Raw genomic sequence first — 14,675 nt, 5'->3', positions numbered from 1 at the left:
CGACATGCAGACACTCCGTGACACCCTGCTGGTCTTCGACAACCAGGTCCGCTTCACCTTCCGGAACAAGATCACCATCATCCTCGGTCTGGTCCAACCCGTCCTCTACCTGCTGCTCTTCGGCCCGCTGCTGACCAAGGTCGGCGGCATGGGCGGGGACGGCGACACCTGGCAGACCTTCGTGCCGGGCGTGCTGGTCTACCTCGCGCTGTTCGGCGCCGGGTTCTGCGGCTTCGGGATCATCTCGGACGTCCGCTCCGGCGTGATCGAGCGGCTGCGGGTCACCCCGGTCAGCCGGTTCGCCCTGCTGATGGGGCGGGTCGGGCGCGAGGTGGCGATCCTGCTCACCCAGTCGGTGATCATCGTCGCGGTCGGCTTCCTGCTCGGCCTGCGCGCCGTGCTGCCGGGCATCCTGGCCGCCGTGGTGCTGGTGGTCCTGCTGGGCGTCGCGCTGGCCTCGCTCTCGCTCGCCCTGGGCGTGGCCCTGAAGTCCGAGGACCAGTTCGCCCCGCTGCTCACCTCGGCGGCGCTGCCGATCATGCTGCTGGCCGGCATCCTGCTGCCGATGAGCCTGGCCCCGACCTGGCTGGACGTCATCTCCCGGCTGAACCCGCTGCGGTACGTGGTGGAGGCGATCCGCGACCTGTTCGCCGGTCACTACGCCACCGCGACCGTGCTGGAGGGCACGCTGGTCTCGGTCGCCCTGGCCGGGGTCTGCGTCCTGGTCGGCACCCGCACCTTCGCCCGCGAGAACGCCTGACCGCCACCGCACGGAAGGGCCCGGGGAGCCGTCAGGCTCCCCGGGCCCCTCGCGGTCGACGACCCGTCAGCCGTCAGCCGGGCAGCCGGCCCGCCAGATAGAGGTACCCCTCGCGGTCGACCCGGCCCAGGTCCCCGGTCCGCAGCCAACCCCCGGCCAGCACCCGCCCGGTGGCGGCGGGATCGCGCCAGTACCCGCTCATCAGGTGCGGGGCGCGCAGCCGGATCTCGCCCACGCCACCCACCGGCCGTCGCTCGCCGTCGGGGCCGCACACCCGTACGTCGACGGCCGGCAGCGGCTGCCCGACCGAGCCGAGCAGCTCGGGCCTGGGCCCGGCCGCCGCGCGGTGGTCCTCCGGCCGCAGCAGGCTGATCGCGCGGATCTCGCTGCTCACGTAGTTCTGCGACAGGATCGGCCCGAAGGCCGCCACCGCGCGGCGCACCACGGCGGCCGGGACCGGACCGTTCCCGTACGGCAGGTAGCGCAGGCTGGACAGGTCGGTGCGGCCCAGGTCCGGATGGGCTACCAGCTCGGTGAACTGACGGGCCGGCAGGTACGTGCTGGTGATCCGCTCGGCCGCCACGGTGGCCAGCACCCGGCCGGCGTCGAAGCCGTTCATCAGCCGCACCGTGCAGCCCGCCCGCATCAGCATCAGCGCGACCTCACCGCCGTTTCCGGCCAGCGGGCTGACCGCCAGGGTGGTGATCCCGGCCGGGAAGTCGCCGAGTTCGCCCTCGTGCGGGCGCCGCCAGGTGACGTTCATCGCGGCGAACCGGTGCACCGCGCCCCGGCGCCGTCCGGTGGTGCCCCGGGAGTACGCCACCAGGGCGACGTCCTGCTCCCGGGCCTGCGGCCGCATCGTCCCGCCCGGCATCCGGTCGGCCAGGGCCGACAGGTCGGTGCCGAAGCCCGGCACGCCGAGCGAGAACACCCCGGGTTCCGGCCGGCTCAGCGCCCGGGCGCCCCACCGGTCGACCACGAAGACGGCCGGCCGCTGCCCGGCGGCCACCGCGCGGACCGCCGCGACGTCCGCCGGGTCGCCCGCGTGCAGCGGGACGAACCGGCAGCCCAGCAGGTGGGCGGCCAGCCGGAGGGCGACGTGCTCGGGGGAGTTGCCGGCCAGGCAGACCACTCCCTCGCGGTGGGTCATCCCCTGCTCCTCCAGGGCCCGGGCGATCCGGCTGCTCTGCTCCAGCAACTCGCCGAATCCCACCCGGCGTTCGCCGTCCACCAGCGCGGTCCGGCCCGGCCAGCGGCGCAGCCCGCCGAACAGCTCGGCCGCGTAGCGGGACGGAGCGCCGCGCCCGGTGCGCCCGGCCGGGGGCAGCAGTCGGTGCTGCTCAGCCATCCGAGCCTCCGTCGTCGAGCACCGGGCCGAGGACCTCGTCGATCCTGGCCATGGTCGCCGGGTCGAGCTTCGCCCCGGACGCGACGGCGTTCTCCCTGACCTGCTCCGGCCGGGAGGCACCGATCACCGCCCCCGCCACGTTCGGGCGGTGCAGCACCCAGGCGACCGCCAGCTGGGACAGCGTCAGGCCCGCCTCGGCCGCCACCGGCTCCAGGAGGGCGACCCGGCCGAGCACTTCCCCGGTCAGCAGTCGCCGCATGAACCTGGCCCGCCCGCCGACCAGTTCGGCGGACCCCCGGGACCCCTCCGGCGCCGGTGCGCCGGGGCGGTACTTCCCGGTCAGCACCCCCTGGGCGAGGGTGAAGTACGGCACCTGGCTGATCCCCAACTGCTCACAGGCCGGCACCACCTCCGCCTCCGGCTCCCGCCAGAGCGCCGAGTACTGCGGCATGTTGTAGACCAGCTGGACGTTCAACTCGCGGGCCAGCCGGGCCGCTTCGGTGATCTGGGGGGCGGTCCACTCGGAGACCCCGAGGTAGAGCACCCGGCCCGCCCTGACCAGGTCCGCGAAGGCGGACATGGTCTCCTCCAGCGGTGTGTTCGGATCGTAGCGGTGCGCCGTGTAGAGATCGACGTAGTCGGTGCCGAGCCGGCGCAGCGAGGCGTGCAGCGCCTCGCGGACGTGCTTGCGGGACAGGCCGGAGCCGTTCGGCCCGGTGCCGGTCGGGAAGAAGACCTTGGTGCAGACCACCACCCCGTCCCGGGGCACGCCGGCCAGCGCCCGGCCGAGCAACTCCTCGGACCGGCCAAGGCCGTAGATGTCCGCCGTGTCGAAGGTGGTGATCCCGCTGTCCAGGGCCGCCCGCAGGCAGGCGAGCACGCTCTCGTCGGGCGTGCTGTCCTGCGGGTAGAGCAGGTTGCCGAAGACCACCTCGCTGATCCGCAGTCCGCTGCGGCCGAGATATCGGTGCTCCATGCCGTGTTACCTCCAGTCCGGTGGTCCGAACCACCGGGTCAGGGCCGCTGCCAAGCCGTCGGCCGGAGCGGCCGGTTCGGGCCCGGCCGCCCAGGCGACGTGGCCGTCCGGCCGGATCAGCAGGGCGGCGGCGGGTGCGCCCTGCGGCGCCTCGGCGGTGGTGACGTCGATCCGGCCGCGCCAGGGTGCGGCGGTCCGGGCCGGGGTGCCGTCCGTGCTCAGGTCGACCAGCAACCCCCTTCCCCGGTGCAGCAGTTCGGCGATCCGGGTGGGCACCCCGTCGGCCTTCAGGTCGAGGTCGGGGGCGAACCTGCCGTCCAGCGGGTGCCGTTCGGTGCCGCCGTCCGGCTCGCCGTAGCGCAGGTCGAGTCCGTTGAGCGCCTCGGTCAGCTGCCGGTTGGTGTCCGGCAGGTGCAGCAGTTCCTCGAACACCTGCCGCAGCGCGGTGACGTGGTGCTCGTCCGGGTTCATCAGCGCGAGCTGGGCCCGGGTGTACAGCAGCATCCGCTCGACCGCCGGGTGCCGTTCCCGGTGGTAGCTGTCCAGCAGGCCGGGCGGGGCCCAGCCGTGGATCTCGGCAGCCAGCTTCCAGCCGAGGTTGACGGCGTCGTGGACGCCGGTGTTGAGGCCCTGGCCGCCGATCGGGAAGTGGATGTGGGCGGCGTCGCCCGCCAGCAGCACCCGGCCGGACCGGTAGCTCTCGACCAGCCGGGTGGCGTCGCTGAACCGGGACATCCACTGCACCGGCTCGACCAGGTCGAGTTCCCGGCCGTAGACGCGGTGCGTGGCGGCCCGCAACTCCGCCAGGTCGACCGGGTGGTGGGCCGGCGGGTGCGGTCGGCCGTACTCGATGACCACCACCCGGCCGGTGCCGCCCTCCGGGGGGAAGGCGAGCACCACCACCCCGTTCGCGGTGCGCAGCCAGCGCTTCGGCAGGTCCCGTTCGGCGAGCGTGACGTAGCCGATCAGGGCGCTCACCGTGGGCGCGAACCCCGGGAAGCCGATGCCGGCGAGCCGGCGCACCGTACTGCGCCCGCCGTCGCAGCCCACCAGGTAGCGGGCCCGGACCCGGTGTTCGCCGTCCGGCCCGGCCAGGGTGACGGTCACCCCCTCCGGGTCCTGGGCCAGTGCGGTGAGCTGGTGGCCGCGCCGGACCTCGACGCCCAGCGCGGTGGCGTGCTCGGCGAGCAACTGCTCGGTCCGTGACTGCGGTACCAGCAGGCTGTACTGGTGCCGGGTCAGGGCCAGCGTGTGGTCCAGGCCCCGGCTGAAGATGCCGCCGAACGGCAGCCCCGAGACGGTCGCCATGCCGTCCTTGAAGCGCTCCAGCAGGCCCCGGATGTCCAGGTACTCGACCGTGCGGGTGTGCAGCACCCCCGCGCGGTCGTGGCCGGCCGGCTCGGTCAGCCGTTCGGCCACCAGGACCCGGACCCCGGCCAGGCGCAGTTCCGCCGCGAGCAGCAGGCCGACCGGCCCGCCGCCGGCGACCACGACGTCGTACTCCATCGGGCCTCCCTCAGGCATCGAGGTCCGCGGCGCCGTTGCGCAGCCAGGACTCGATCCGGTCGACCGCCGAGGCCAGCGGCGGCATGGCGAGGATCTGCTCGCGCAGCGCCCGCGAGGCGGCGGCCTGCGGGGCGTCGGGCCGGATCAGATCGGCCACCGCGGCGCGGATCGCCGGCACCCCGGCCTGCCCGGCGGTCAGCTGGACGCCGGCGCCGGCCGCCTCCAACAGGTCGGAGTTGAGCCGCTGTTCGAAGAGGTGCGGCATGGTCAGCTGCGGGACGCCGAACCGGGCCGCGGAGAGCACGGTGGTGGCACCGCCGTGGTGGACCACCGCCGAGCAGCTCGGCAGCACGGTGTGGATCGGCAGGTCCTGGACGATCCGGACCCCGGGCCGGTGCCCGCCGAGCAGGGCGCGCTCGGCGGCGGTGACCGCCAGCACCGGTTCCACGTCCAGCTCGGCCAGCGCGTCGAGGATCTTCGGGACCAGGAACATCTCGGGCTGGTCGGTCGCGGTGGAGGTGAAGGTGCCCCAGGTGATGCAGACCCGGGGCCGGTCCGGCGGCTCCAGCACCCAGGAGGGCACCACGCCGGGGCCGTTGTACGGCACGTACGCCATCGGCACCGACCGCCCCGGGGCGTCGATCCGCAGCGCGGGCGGGGTCGGGTCGACGGCGAACCGGTCGAAGGTCCCCGGCGCCTCGACGCCGTACAGCGCGTAGGTCGGACCGAGCCGCTCCAGGACGTGGTGGGCCAGCCACTTGCCGGGGTCGGTGCCGTACAGGTCGGGACCCCAGGCGTGCCGGACCACCGGGGCACCCACCACCTGGCCGGCCACCGAGGCGGCGAACGCGACCGGGTCACGGACGATCAGGTCGGGCCGCCACGCCTCGGCGTGCGCGACCAGGTCGGGTGCCATCATCTCGGCCACCCGGTGGAAGATCGTGATGATCGCGTCCCTGGTCCGGTACAGCGCGGGATCGGTCTCCGCCACGAACCTGCGGTGCAGCGCTGCGAAGTCGAGGTCGGGCCCGACCGGGACGACGGTCAGTCCGGAGGCCAGCACGGTCTCCACCACGTGCGGCTGAGCGGCCACCCGGACCTCGTGGCCGGCGGCGCGGAAGGCCCAGGCGAGCGGGGCCATGAACATGTAGTGCGACGGCCAGGCCGCCGTCGTGAACAGGACGCGCACAGCGACTCCGTGAGGTCAGGACGGCTTGGCCGCGATCAGCACGCGGTCTCCGGTCAGGGAGTCGACCGGGTCGGCCGACACGAAGGTGAAGCCGGCGTCCTCGGCGTAGCCGCGGCACTCCGCGACCGTGTACTCGGAGCCGCCGTCGCGCATGATCCCGCAGTTCAGGCTCTGCAGCAGGGAGACCGGGTCGGTGCGGTCGTCGTCGAGCATCGCGTCGTAGACGACCACGATGCCACCCGGGTTCACCGCGTCGAAGACCCGCTTCAGCAGCTCGGCACGGGCGGCCGGCGGCCAGTCGTGCAGGACGTGTCCGAGGACGGCCACGTCGGAGGCGGGGGCGGTGTCGGCGAAGAAGTCCCCGCCGGCGAACCGGACCCGCCCGGCCGTGCCGAGCGCCGCCATGTGCTCGTCGAACAGCGGTTGCACCGGCGGCAGGTCGAACACCGCACCGGTCAGGTGCGGGTGGACCCGCACCAGGTGGGCGGCCACGTTGCCGCGGGCCCCGCCGACGTCGACGAAGGTGCTGTACCGGGACCAGTCCACGCAGCGGTCCAGCTCGTCGGCGACGAAGCTGTTGAAGGCGTCCATGTGCGCCATCAGCCCGCGCACGCCGTCGAGGTTCTCGAAGTCCTTGCGGAAGTCCCGCTGCACCTTGGCGGGTTCGGTGCGCAGCACGTCGGTGAGCGAGGCCCAGGAGCGGAAGTGCAGCCGGGAGTGCTGGGCGATCGAGCCGCCGAGGTAGCGCGGGCTGCCGGGGACCAGGAACTCGGCCGCCTCCGGGTGGTTGGCGTACCGGCCGTCCCGGCGCTCCAGCAGACCGAGGCCGACCAGGGCGTCCAGGAAGTCGGCGCCGGGCCGGGGGCGCAGGCCGAGCCGGGTGAACAGCTGCCCGGCGGTGGCGGGTTGCTCGGCGAGGAGTCCGAACAGGTCGAGCTCCACGGCGCTCTGCAGCACCTTCGCCTGGAAGTAGGAGGTGTTCAGCCGCAGCAGCGCGCGCGCCACCGAGGCCGGTCCCGAGGTCTGGGCGAGGACGGTCATGTCGTGCCTTTCCGTTGGCGGGGGAGGGGCGGGGCGGAGGAGGGGGTGTCCAGGAAGCGGTCGACCACGGTCCGGAAGTAGTCGGGTCCGAAAGGGGGTCGGGCCTCGGCGGGCAGCAGGCCGAGCAGCTTCTCGTTGGAGACCGAATGGTCGTCCGTGACGTCCACGGTCTCGTGCACGGCGGCGGTGCCGAGCCGGGACTCCAGGTGGGCGATGATCTCCTCGATCGGTACGGCGTACCCCGAGGCGACGTTGACCACCTCGCGGGAGACGCCCTTGGCCAGCAGGGCGTCGATCACGGTGACCACGTCCCGGACGTGCACCACGTCGCGCCGGGCGCCGCGGTGCACCCGCACCGACCCCGAGCGGACCTGGGCGACCAGGGACGGCATCAGCTGGTGGCTGCGCTGGGTCCGGCCCACGGTGTAGGCGAGCCGCAGCACCAGGGCGTCGACGCCGGAGGCGCGCAGCACCCCCTCCATCGCCAACTTGTGCCGCCCGTAGGGTGAGTTGGGGAAGACCGGCCGGTCCTCCCGGCTGTCCCGGCTGCCCGCGCCGTACATGCCGCTAGCGCAGGTGGAGAAGTAGACCAGCTGCCGGCCGTCCCGCTCGCAGCGGGCGAGCACCCGGTAGAGCAGCTCGGCCTCCCGGGCGAACTCCGGGTCGGAGGTGCTGTGTCCGCTGGACACGCCGGCCGCGAAGACCACCGTGTCCGGATGGGCGGCGGCCAGCGGCCGGAGGCTGCCGGCCAGGAACCCGCGTCCGACGATCTCCATGGCGCTCCTCAGAGACGTTCGGCGATGAGCACCCGCAGCGGGTTGTGCGGCAGGGTGTGGAGCTTGGGCCGGGTGAAGCCGGCCGCCACGACCATGTCCTCGTACGCGGAGAGCGGGTGCACCTGCCCCTCGGAGGTCCAGGCCAGCATCAGCGCGGAGAACAGGTGCGGCACCGGGTCGCGGTGCGGTGCGGCGTCGCCGGTGCTGATCGCGATCGCCACCAGCCGCCCGCCGGGCCGCAGCGCGCTGCCCGCCCGGGCCAGCAGCTCGGTCGCCCGTTCTGTCGAGAAGTGGTGCAGGACGTTGGCCACCACCACCACGTCGTACGGGCCGCCGAGTGGGACGTCGAACATGTCGCCGGGGAGGTAGTGGGCGCGGTCGCGGACCCCGAGCCGCTCGGCGTTGGCCTCGGTGACGGCCAGCACGTTGGGCCAGTCCAGCGACCAGACTTCGGCCCGCGGGTCGCGGGCGGCCAGGGTGTAGCCGTACAGGCCGTGCCCGCAGGCGATGTCGAGCACGGTGGGCCGGTCCCGGCCGGGCACCGGGAACACCGCGTCGGCCACCAGGTCGGCGATCGGCTGGGTGTTCAGGGTGCCGAGCTCGGCGAAGTCCTCCCAGAAGGTGTAGGAGGGCGTCTCGGCGTTCTGCTCCATCACCGTGCCGCCGCTGCGGACGGCGTCGCCGAGCCGCTTGATCGCGTCCCACTCGTAGTCGCTGGCGGCGAGCCGGACGGCGTGGCCGTAGTAGTCGGGGTGGGTGCTGACCAGGATGCCGTCGGCGCCCGGGGCGAGCCGGAAGCGGTCACCGTCCGTCTCCAGCAGGCCGATCGCGGCGAGGGCGTTCAGCAGGATGTGCACGGCGCGCGGGTCGGCCCCGCAGGCGGTGGCGACCGCCTCGGAGCGGGCCGGCCCGTCGGCGAGGGCGTCGAAGACCAACAGGTCGACGCCGGCCCGCAGCACGCCGGTCCGGCGGACGGAGGACATCATGGTGAGCAGGTCCTGCCTGGTGACGGTCGGTACTGGGTCGTCGGTCATCCGGTCTCCCTGGGTTGGACGGGAACTGACGGTGCGCCAGAGCATCGTGTGTCCCGCTCCCTGGCAACCTGCTCAAGTCGTGGTCGAGCCCGGGGGCGTACAGGGGCGCGCGGAGTGTGAGGCAGATCACAGAAAACGAGCCGGGTTGCACGCCGGGTGACGGGGGCGTGACGACGTCGAAGTAGACGGCCGGGGCCGGGCCAGCGGCTTTGCGGAACCTTTACATTTGTGACCTGGGGTTTGCCTGGGGGAGTTGAATACTCTCCGTGCCCGCACCAAGAGGTCGCCGTTCGGCGTTTTCGACCACCCCGATGGAGGTGGTTGACCAGCGGCTTTGTGGGAAGGGGCTAGGGGTGGCGGGGCCCGGGAGGCCGACGGCCCCCGAAAGAACAATCTTGACGTGAACAATTAATCTCACGACACTAGTCTCACGAGACTTCGAGCACCGACGAAATTGCGGGGACTGAAGTGATCATGAGCGATCATCCCGAGTGCTTCAAGATTCAAGTTCTGGGCGCGCTGAAGCTGCGCACCCCCGACGGGGCCAACATGGCCGACGAACTCACCGCACCCAAGCCGCGCAAGATCATCGCCCTGCTCGTCATGCAGGCGAACCGGGTCGTCCCCACGGCGGCCATGGCCCGCGAGTTGTGGGGCGACAACCCGCCGGTCAGCGTCCAGACCACGCTCCAGACGTACGTCCTGCAGATCCGCCGGATGCTCAGCCGGGCGCTGGGCATCTCCGCGGCCGAGGTGGCCCGGAACGTCCTGGTGACCAAGTTCGGCGGCTACCAGCTGATCGTCCGTCATGGTGACATCGACGCCCACGAGTTCGAGCGACTGATCGCCGACGGCCGACAGGCGATCGGCGCCTGCGACGACGAGAGGGCCGTCCGCCTGCTCACCGAGGCCCTCGAACTCTGGTGCGGCGCACCGCTGGTGGACGTCAAGCCGGGCCCGCTGCTGGACGCCGAGATCCGCCGTCTGGAGGAGAGCCGGCTGACCGCGCTGATGCAACGGGTCGACGCCCGGCTCCGGTTGGGGCGTCACCACGAACTCCCCGGCGAGCTGGCATCGTTGGTCGGCCAGTACCGGATGAACGAGAACCTGCACGCCCAGTACATGCTCGCGCTGTACCGGTGCGGGCGCTGTCCGGAGGCGCTGGAGGTCTTCCGTCGGCTCCGCGAGCACATGGTCGGCGAGCTCGGGCTCGATCCGTCGCTGCGGATCCAGAGCCTGCACCGGGCGATGCTGACCGCCGACCCGGCGCTGGAGCAGGGCCCCGACCAGGCGGACGGGAACCTGCTGCTGGACCGGCTCGGCGGAACGCCCACGGCACCCCCCGGGCCCTGGACGTCCCGCCTGGCCAGCTGACCCGGGCTACGCCGCCCGGCGCCAGTGCACCCCGCAGGTGTCGACCGGCAGGATCGGCTCCCGGATGCCGTGCCGGGCGCGGAAGTCCGTGACGGCCTGCCGGCAGGGCTCGATGTTGTAGTCGTCGACGATCACGAAGCCCCCCACCGACAGCTTCGGGTAGAGGTGGGTCAGCGCATCCGTGGTGGACTCGTAGAGGTCGCCGTCCAGCCGCAGCACCGCCAGCGCGCCGATCGGCGCTGACGGCAGGGTCTGCTCGAACCACCCTTCCAGGAATCGGACCTGGTCGTCGAGCAGCCCGTAGCGGGCGAAGTTCTCCGCCACCTCCTCGCGGGTCACCTTGAGCACCCCGTTGATCCGGTGCAGCTCCATCTCCCGGTCCAGCGGGTGGCTCTCGGAGTGCACCACCGGCACGCCCTCGAACGAGTCCGCCACCCAGACCCGGCGGTCCCGCACGCCGTGCGCCGCCAGCACCGCCCGCATCAGGATGCAGACGCCGCCGCGCCACACCCCCGTCTCGATCAGATCGCCCGGAACGCCGTCCGCCAACACCCGCTCGACGCAAGCCTGGACGTTGTCCAGCCGCTTCAGCCCCACCATCGTGTGCGCGGTCGTGGGCAGGTCGAGGCCGGACGAGCGCAGCTCGGTGCGGTAGCCGTCCACGTCGCCGTACCAGCCGACCGGCGCGTCCTCGTAGATGACGTTCGCGAGTACCCGTTTCATGAGATCCAGATAGAGCTCGCCGTTCGCTGCGACCACTTTTCCTCCTCGATCCGAAATACCGCCGGTCACCGGAACGGAAAACGTACGGCCGCGCGCTCGAAATCCACTCGAAGGCCGGTGCCGAACGGGCTCCGGTCAGTTCGACCACGGCTCGACCGGCTCTGTGGGGGCGGCGGGATACCAAGGGGGAAATACATCCTGGACCGCAGGAAGGAATGGCCTTGAAATCTCTGGTTCTGGCCGGCGGCATGGGGACCCGGCTGCGCCCGCTCACCCATGCGATGCCCAAGCAACTGGTCCCGGTGGCCAACAAACCGGTGCTCTTCCACGGCCTGGAGCAGCTCCGCCGGGCCGGGGTCACCGAGGCGGCGGTGGTGGTCGGTGACTGGCACCGGGAGATCCGGGCGGCGGTCGGCGACGGCTCCCGCTTCGGCCTGGAGATCACCTGGCTGCACCAGGAGGCACCGTTCGGACTGGCCCACTGCGTGCTGCTGGCCCGGGACTTCCTCGCCGACGACGACTTCGTGATGTACCTCGGCGACAACGTCTTCTCGGACGGCCTGGCCGGCCTCGCCGACACCTTCCGGACACGCCGGCCCGCCGCCCAGGTGGCCGTGGTCCGGGTGCCGAACCCGGAGGAGTACGGCATCGTCGAGACCGGCCCGGACGGCCGGGTGACGGCGCTTCAGGAGAAGCCCCGCCGGCCGCGCAGCGACCTGGCGGTGGCCGGTGCCTACTTCTTCTCCCCGCTGGTGCACGACGCGGTCGCCCGGATCGAGCCGAGTCTGCGCGGCGAGTGGGAGATCACCGACGCGCTCCAGCTGCTGGTGGCCGAGGGGCATGAGGTCCGGGCCGCGGAGATCACCGGCTGGTGGCGGGACACCGGCCGGATCGACGACATCCTGGACTGCAACCGGCTGCTGCTGGACCGGTTGGAGACCTCGGTCCAGGGCAGTGTCGACCGGGCCAGCACGCTGCTCGGCCCGGTGGTGGTCGAGCCCGGTGCGCGGATCGTCCGCTCGCACCTGCGTGGCCCGCTGATCGTCGGCGCCGGCGCGCTGGTGGAGGACAGCTACGTCGGTCCGCACACCTCGATCGGCGCGGACTGCGTGCTCACCGACGCCGGCCTGGCGCACACCATCCTGCTCGACCGGGCGACCGTCACCGACGTGAACGGCATCCACGGCTCGGTGATCGGCCGCTCCGCCCGGGTCGGCAGCTCCCCGCCCGGCGGCGGGCACCGGCTGGTGGTCGGCGACCACACCGAACTCCGCGTACTCGCATGAGCGGTCCGGATCCGTACCCCAGGGAGGGCAACCGATGAACAGGCGCGTCGTCATCACCGGCATCGGCACGGTGGCCCCGGGCGGCACCGGTACCAAGGCGTTCTGGGAGCTGATCACCTCCGGCCGGACGGCGACCCGGCCGATCTCGCTCTTCGACGCCTCCGCCTTCCGCTCCCGGGTCGCGGCCGAGTGCGACTTCGACCCGACGCTGCACGGTCTGACCCCGCAGGAGGTCCGGCGGATGGACCGGGCCACCCAGTTCGCGGTGGTCGCCACCGAGGAGGCGGTGGCCGACGCCGCGCTCGCTTTCGACGAGGTCGACCCGGGCCGGCTCGGCGTCACGGTGGGCAGTGCCGTCGGCTGCACCACCAGCCTGGAGCGCGAGTACGTCGCGGTGAGCGACGGTGGCCGGGACTGGCTGGTCGACCCCGGCTACGCCGTCCCGCACCTCTACGGCCACCTGGTGCCCAGCTCGATGGCGGCCGAGATCGCCCGGCGGGTGAACGCCGGCGGTCCGGCCGCGGTGGTGTCCACCGGCTGCACCTCCGGCCTCGACGCGGTGGCGCACGCCCGGGAGCTGATCGCCGAGGGCAGCGCCGACGTGATGGTGGCCGGCGCCACCGAGGCCCCGATCTCGCCGATCACGCTGGCCTGTTTCGACGCGATCCGGGCCACCACGCCCCGCAACGACGACCCGGCGCATGCCTCCCGCCCCTTCGACGTCACCCGCAACGGCTTCGTGCTGGGGGAGGGTTCGGCCATGTTCGTGCTGGAGGAGTACCGGCACGCGGTGCGGCGCGGCGCCACCGTCTACGCCGAGATCACCGGCTTCGGCTCCCGCTGCAACGCCTTCCACATGACCGGACTGCGGCCCGACGGACGGGAGTTGGCCGAGGCGATCCGCCTCGCACTGGCCGAGGCCGGCACCGCCCCCGAGGCGGTGGACTACGTCAACGCGCACGGCTCGGGCACCCAGCAGAACGACCGGCACGAGACCGCCGCCGTCAAACTCGCCCTCGGCGCCCACGCCTACGCGACACCGATGAGCTCGATCAAGTCGATGGTGGGTCACTCGCTCGGCGCGATCGGCGCGATCGAGATCGCCGCCTGCGCGCTCGCCCTGCGGCACGGCGTGGTCCCGCCGACCGCGAACCTGCACACCCCCGACCCCGAGTGCGACCTCGACCACGTGCCGCTGCACGCCCGGTACCAGGAGCTGCACACCGTGCTGACCATCGGCAGCGGCTTCGGCGGCTTCCAGAGCGCCATGGTGCTCGCCCGGCCCGAGGGCGGTGCCCGATGACCGCGGTCTTCACTGGCCTCGGCCTGCTCGCCCCCAACGGCGCGGGGCTGGACGCGTACTGGTCCGCGGTGCTGCGCGGCGAGAGCGGCATCGCCCGGCTCACCAGGTTCGACCCGGAGCCCTACCCGGCCCGGCTGGCCGGCGAGATCACCGGCTTCGACCCGGCCGCCCAGCTGCCCGACCGGCTGCTGCCGCAGACCGACCGGGTCACCCGGCTCTCCCTGGTCGCCGCCGCCTGGGCGCTCGGCGACGCCGGCCTCGACCCCGCCGATCTTGGCGAGTACGACATCGGGGTGGTGACGGCCAACACCGCCGGCGGCTTCGAGTTCGGCCAGCGCGAGCTGCAGAACCTCTGGTCCAAGGGCGGCGCGCACGTCAGCGCCTACCAGTCCTTCGCCTGGTTCTACGCCGTGAACACCGGTCAGATCTCGATCCGGCACGGCCTGCGCGGCCCCAGCGGGGTGGTGGTGGCGGATGGTGCGGGCGGTCTCGACGCGCTCGTCCAGGCCCGGCGGCTGATCGGCCGGGGTACACCGGTGGTGGTCAGCGGCGCGGTCGACGGCTCGCTCTGCCCGTGGAGCTGGACCGCCCAGCTCACCAGCGGGACGATGAGCACCCGGGAGGACCCGGCCGCCGCCTACCTGCCGTTCGACGAGCGGGCCTGCGGGCACGTGGCCGGCGAGGGCGGCGCCCTGCTGGTGCTGGAGGACGAGCGGGCCGCGCTGGCCCGCGGCGCCCGGGTGCACGGCGTGCTGGCCGGGTACGGCACCTCCTTCGACGGCCACCAGGGGGCCGAGCCCGGCGCGGGCCTGCTCCGGGCCGCCCGCCAGGCGATCACCCAGGCCGGCTGGCAACCCGAGCAGGTCGAGGTGGTGTTCGCCGACGCGGCCGGTACCCTCGCCGCCGACCGGGCCGAAGTGGCGGTCCTGACCGCTCTGTTCGGCCCGTACGGGGTGCCCGTGACGGCACCCAAGACGATGACCGGCCGGCTCGCGGCGGGCAGCGGTCCGCTGGACGTGGCGACCGCGCTGCTCGCGCTGCGCGACCAGGTGATCCCACCGACCGTCAACGTCCGCCGCCCGGCCCCTGGTTACCCGATCGACCTGGTCACCGCGCCGCGCCGGCAGCCGCTGCGGCGCGCCCTGGTGCTCGCCCGGGGGCACGGCGGCTTCAACTCGGCGGTGGCCGTGGCGGCGCCGGGCGGCTGAGACCGGCGCCGCCACGACGGGCGGGGCCCCCCCCGCCCGGGGGGGGCCCCCCCCCGGGGGGGGGCGGGGGGCGGGGCCCGCCCCCGGGACCCCCCCGGGCCCGCCCACCCCAAACCCCGCCACCCCCCCCCCGCACAGCAACGCCACCCCC

Annotated in this window: 13 protein-coding genes; 5 read left to right on the top strand and 8 right to left on the bottom strand. The window is 73.2% G+C overall.

What is annotated here, in order from left to right:
* The first annotated feature begins 4 nt into the window (after positions 1 to 4).
* Positions 5 to 760: an ABC transporter permease gene (locus tag ACIRPK_RS18065; RefSeq protein WP_403039676.1), complete on the top strand. Its 756-nt coding sequence runs from the start codon at positions 5 to 7 to the stop codon at positions 758 to 760.
* Between the two features lie 73 nt (positions 761 to 833).
* Here the strand turns inward: ACIRPK_RS18065 and ACIRPK_RS18060 are convergent, their stop codons facing one another.
* The 7 genes from ACIRPK_RS18060 to ACIRPK_RS18030 are packed head-to-tail and all read right to left on the bottom strand — an operon-like array spanning position 834 to position 8,630.
* Positions 834 to 2,108: an AMP-binding protein gene (locus ACIRPK_RS18060; RefSeq protein WP_403039673.1), complete on the bottom strand. Its 1,275-nt coding sequence runs from the start codon at positions 2,106 to 2,108 to the stop codon at positions 834 to 836.
* Positions 2,101 to 3,084 (bottom strand): aldo/keto reductase family protein, encoded by a 984-nt coding sequence (locus tag ACIRPK_RS18055; RefSeq protein WP_403039670.1) that lies wholly within the window; start codon positions 3,082 to 3,084, stop codon positions 2,101 to 2,103. Before ACIRPK_RS18055 ends, ACIRPK_RS18060 begins: the two co-directional genes overlap by 8 nt.
* A 6-nt stretch (positions 3,085 to 3,090) precedes the next feature.
* Entirely contained in the window at positions 3,091 to 4,590 is a 1,500-nt protein-coding gene (locus ACIRPK_RS18050) for an FAD-dependent monooxygenase (protein WP_403039668.1), read from the bottom strand.
* 10 nt (positions 4,591 to 4,600) lie between these two features.
* The gene (locus ACIRPK_RS18045; RefSeq protein WP_403039665.1) at positions 4,601 to 5,779 is read right to left on the bottom strand and encodes a nucleotide disphospho-sugar-binding domain-containing protein; all 1,179 of its coding nucleotides are present in this window, start codon (positions 5,777 to 5,779) and stop codon (positions 4,601 to 4,603) included.
* A 15-nt stretch (positions 5,780 to 5,794) separates the two neighbouring features.
* A complete protein-coding gene (locus tag ACIRPK_RS18040; RefSeq protein ID WP_403039663.1) occupies positions 5,795 to 6,820 on the bottom strand; it encodes a methyltransferase in 1,026 nt (341 codons plus the stop codon).
* Positions 6,817 to 7,596, bottom strand: coding sequence for an NAD-dependent epimerase/dehydratase family protein (locus tag ACIRPK_RS18035; RefSeq protein ID WP_403039660.1), 780 nt, complete (start codon positions 7,594 to 7,596; stop codon positions 6,817 to 6,819). Before ACIRPK_RS18035 ends, ACIRPK_RS18040 begins: the two co-directional genes overlap by 4 nt.
* 8 nt (positions 7,597 to 7,604) lie before the next feature.
* Positions 7,605 to 8,630, bottom strand: coding sequence for a methyltransferase (locus ACIRPK_RS18030; RefSeq protein WP_403039657.1), 1,026 nt, complete (start codon positions 8,628 to 8,630; stop codon positions 7,605 to 7,607).
* A gap of 474 nt (positions 8,631 to 9,104) precedes the next feature.
* On the opposite strand from ACIRPK_RS18030, the gene ACIRPK_RS18025 reads away from it, so the two are divergent.
* Positions 9,105 to 10,004, top strand: coding sequence for a BTAD domain-containing putative transcriptional regulator (locus ACIRPK_RS18025; RefSeq protein WP_403039655.1), 900 nt, complete (start codon positions 9,105 to 9,107; stop codon positions 10,002 to 10,004).
* Positions 10,005 to 10,010: 6 nt separating this feature from the next.
* Here ACIRPK_RS18025 and ACIRPK_RS18020 read toward each other — a convergent pair whose 3' ends face one another.
* A complete protein-coding gene (locus ACIRPK_RS18020) occupies positions 10,011 to 10,727 on the bottom strand; it encodes a TylF/MycF/NovP-related O-methyltransferase (protein WP_403039652.1) in 717 nt (238 codons plus the stop codon).
* A gap of 221 nt (positions 10,728 to 10,948) precedes the next feature.
* Here ACIRPK_RS18020 and ACIRPK_RS18015 point away from each other — a divergent pair, with 221 nt between their 5' ends.
* Genes ACIRPK_RS18015 through ACIRPK_RS18005 form a run of 3 tightly spaced genes read left to right on the top strand, consistent with a single transcriptional unit; the run spans position 10,949 to position 14,524 of the window.
* Positions 10,949 to 12,013 (top strand): glucose-1-phosphate thymidylyltransferase, encoded by a 1,065-nt coding sequence (locus tag ACIRPK_RS18015; RefSeq protein ID WP_403039649.1) that lies wholly within the window; start codon positions 10,949 to 10,951, stop codon positions 12,011 to 12,013.
* Positions 12,014 to 12,047: 34 nt separating this feature from the next.
* Entirely contained in the window at positions 12,048 to 13,316 is a 1,269-nt protein-coding gene (locus ACIRPK_RS18010; protein WP_403039646.1) for a beta-ketoacyl-[acyl-carrier-protein] synthase family protein, read from the top strand.
* Entirely contained in the window at positions 13,313 to 14,524 is a 1,212-nt protein-coding gene (locus ACIRPK_RS18005) for a ketosynthase chain-length factor (protein WP_403039643.1), read from the top strand. The genes ACIRPK_RS18010 and ACIRPK_RS18005 overlap by 4 nt, the downstream gene beginning before the upstream one ends.
* Positions 14,525 to 14,675 lie beyond the last annotated feature (151 nt).

The sequence above is a fragment of the Kitasatospora sp. NPDC101801 genome, assembly GCF_044766665.1.
Classification (GTDB): domain Bacteria; phylum Actinomycetota; class Actinomycetes; order Streptomycetales; family Streptomycetaceae; genus Kitasatospora.
The sequence above is the reverse complement of the archived record's forward strand: the minus strand, read 5'-3'. Positions and strand labels throughout refer to the sequence as shown.

Excerpts from the sequence above, each read along its gene's own strand:
- ACIRPK_RS18065 (WP_403039676.1), top strand. The coding sequence starts at position 5 with ATGCAGACACTCCGTGACACCCTGCTGGTCTTCGACAACCAGGTCCGC.
- ACIRPK_RS18055 (WP_403039670.1), bottom strand. The coding sequence starts at position 3,084 with ATGGAGCACCGATATCTCGGCCGCAGCGGACTGCGGATCAGCGAGGTG.
- ACIRPK_RS18030 (WP_403039657.1), bottom strand. The coding sequence starts at position 8,630 with ATGACCGACGACCCAGTACCGACCGTCACCAGGCAGGACCTGCTCACC.
- ACIRPK_RS18050 (WP_403039668.1), bottom strand. The coding sequence starts at position 4,590 with ATGGAGTACGACGTCGTGGTCGCCGGCGGCGGGCCGGTCGGCCTGCTG.
- ACIRPK_RS18020 (WP_403039652.1), bottom strand. The coding sequence starts at position 10,727 with ATGAAACGGGTACTCGCGAACGTCATCTACGAGGACGCGCCGGTCGGC.
- ACIRPK_RS18060 (WP_403039673.1), bottom strand. The coding sequence starts at position 2,108 with ATGGCTGAGCAGCACCGACTGCTGCCCCCGGCCGGGCGCACCGGGCGC.
- ACIRPK_RS18005 (WP_403039643.1), top strand. The coding sequence starts at position 13,313 with ATGACCGCGGTCTTCACTGGCCTCGGCCTGCTCGCCCCCAACGGCGCG.
- ACIRPK_RS18040 (WP_403039663.1), bottom strand. The coding sequence starts at position 6,820 with ATGACCGTCCTCGCCCAGACCTCGGGACCGGCCTCGGTGGCGCGCGCG.
- ACIRPK_RS18010 (WP_403039646.1), top strand. The coding sequence starts at position 12,048 with ATGAACAGGCGCGTCGTCATCACCGGCATCGGCACGGTGGCCCCGGGC.
- ACIRPK_RS18025 (WP_403039655.1), top strand. The coding sequence starts at position 9,105 with ATGAGCGATCATCCCGAGTGCTTCAAGATTCAAGTTCTGGGCGCGCTG.
- ACIRPK_RS18035 (WP_403039660.1), bottom strand. The coding sequence starts at position 7,596 with ATGGAGATCGTCGGACGCGGGTTCCTGGCCGGCAGCCTCCGGCCGCTG.